The organism is Bacteroidota bacterium, from assembly GCA_038746285.1.
Classification (GTDB): domain Bacteria; phylum Bacteroidota; class Rhodothermia; order Rhodothermales; family JANQRZ01; genus JANQRZ01.
Window position 1 is genome coordinate 1 of record JBCDKT010000116.1, and the last position, 2,018, is coordinate 2,018.

2 protein-coding genes are annotated in these 2,018 nt (G+C 68.9%); both read left to right on the top strand.

The features are described from left to right. Positions 1-98 precede the first annotated feature (98 nt). Positions 99-329: a hypothetical protein gene (locus AAGI91_17705; protein ID MEM1044449.1), complete on the top strand. Its 231-nt coding sequence runs from the start codon at positions 99-101 to the stop codon at positions 327-329. Positions 330-332: 3 nt separating this feature from the next. Beyond that, the gene (locus AAGI91_17710) at positions 333-1,712 is read left to right on the top strand and encodes a DUF1302 family protein (GenBank protein ID MEM1044450.1); all 1,380 of its coding nucleotides are present in this window, start codon (positions 333-335) and stop codon (positions 1,710-1,712) included. Positions 1,713-2,018: the final 306 nt, after the last annotated feature.

Here is a 2,018-nt window from a genome sequence, read left to right on the forward strand (position 1 = left end):
ACTCTCCCCACTCTCCCCACTCTCCCCACTCTCCCCACTCTCCCCACTCTCCCCACTCTCCCCACTCTCCCCACTCTCCCCACCCGACCCCTGCCGCTATGATGCCAGAACAGGAAGATCACCACGACCCCGACCTGACGCCGCAGTCGGCAAGCTCGATTCGGAAGATGGCCGGCGTGATGGGGGTGGTTGCGGGCGTGCTGTTCCTCGTCGCGTTCGGCATCGGGCTGGCGCGCTCGGGCGAGGCCAACTTCCTCTTCCTCGGGATGGGCGTGCTGTTCCTGCTCTTCCCGTTCCTCGTGCGGAAGACGGTCCGGGCGGACTCCTGATCCGTGCGACGCGCTTTTCTACTCTGGCTCGTCGCTTCCTTGGCCGTCCCGGCCTACGCCCAACTCGACGAGCGCCTGCGCCTGGGTGGGTCGTACCAACTCTACGCCGGGCTGCGGCTGGCCGAAACACCGGACGTCCTCGTCGCCCGCAACCGGGCCGACCTGCGCCTCGCGTTCGACTATGACCGGGGGCGGATCGTCCTGCGGCCGCGCCTCGACTACGACGCCCTCGGCGAGCGGCTCGCGGGCGACCTACGCGAGGCGTACCTCGACGTCTACTTCGACCGCGTCGACCTCCGCCTCGGGCGGCAGCTCATCGTCTGGGGTAAGACCGACGGCACGTTCGTCACCGACCTCCTCGCGCCGCTCGACCTGACGGAGTTTCTGGCGCAGCCGTTCGACGACCTCCGGCTCGGCGTGACGGCGGCGAGCGCGACCCTCTACGCCGGGGACTTTCGCGTGACCGGCGTTGCGATTCCTCGGCGGCCGACGACGCTCCTCCCGGCGCGCGGCTCGCCGTGGAATCCGCTGCCCGATGACGTGCTCGGCATCCCGTTCGCGTTCAGCGAGCCGTCCCCGCAGGACTCCACGCTTGGCGGGGCCGAGACGGCGCTCCGCGTGACGTGGACCGGGCTAGCGCGCACCGACCTCGCCCTGCTGTGGATCAACGGCTTCAACCGGATCCCGGCCTTTCGGAAGGGCCTGGAGCTGTCAATCCTGCCTGCGAGCGCCCGCTTCGCGGTCACGCCGACCTACGAGCGGCGGCAGGTTTTCGGGCTGACCTTCGAGACGCTCGCGCTCGACCCGCTCGTGGTGCGCGGCGAGGCGGCCTTCCACACGTCGTACCTCCTCGACGAGGCCTTCGACGTGCCGGACGACCTCCTCGACCTGCTCGACCTGCCGCCGGAGGACCTCCCCGAGACTCCGCTCGACCTGCTCGACCCGGCGTTCCGCGCCTCCGTCGAGCGCGGCTTTCTGCTCGACCGGCCGCTGGGCCAGGCCGTGCTCGGGCTGGAGCGGTCGTTCGGAGCACAGTTGTTCCGGGCGCAGGCCCTCGGCACCGTCGTCTTCGACTGGGACGAGCGCGTGGCGCAGGACCGCTTCGAGCCGGCGCTGACGCTGCTGTGGAACGGCCGCTTCCGGCGCGAGACCCTCACGGCGCAGGCCTTCGCACTCTACAACCTCGGCGCGGACTTCTGGCTCAACCCCGAGCTGACCTACGCCGTGCGCGACGCGCTCAACGCCACGCTCGGGCTCCAGGTCTTCGGCGGGCCGGGCGGGAACACGGCCGACCTCGCGGGGCTGCTCCGCGAGCCGGCGTTCTCGTTCGCCACCTACCGCCGCAACAGCTTCGCCTACCTCCGCGTCGCGTACAGCTTCTGAGTGCAGCGACAAGTTCACCCTGACAGGCTTGTCATCCTGAACTTGTTTCAGGATCTACGGGCACGCCCTAGATCCCGGATCGGGGTCCGGGATGACAAAATGGAGAGCCTATCAAGAATAGCTTGTCGAAGGACTGAGAAGCTGTTCGGGTTTTCAGCGTGTGTGGCGAGAGCGAGTGAGGAACTGGTCCGGCAAGGAGCGTGAATGCAAAGCATCGGGGAGCGAAGCGACCCCACCAGGCGAACCGTGAGGTTCGGCGATGCAGCGCGACGCAGCCGGTCAGTTCCGCAGCCGCTCGTGGCCCGC

Bases quoted from the DNA above. Each gene is read 5' to 3' on its own strand.
- AAGI91_17705 (MEM1044449.1), top strand. From the start codon at position 99: ATGATGCCAGAACAGGAAGATCACCACGACCCCGACCTGACGCCGCAG.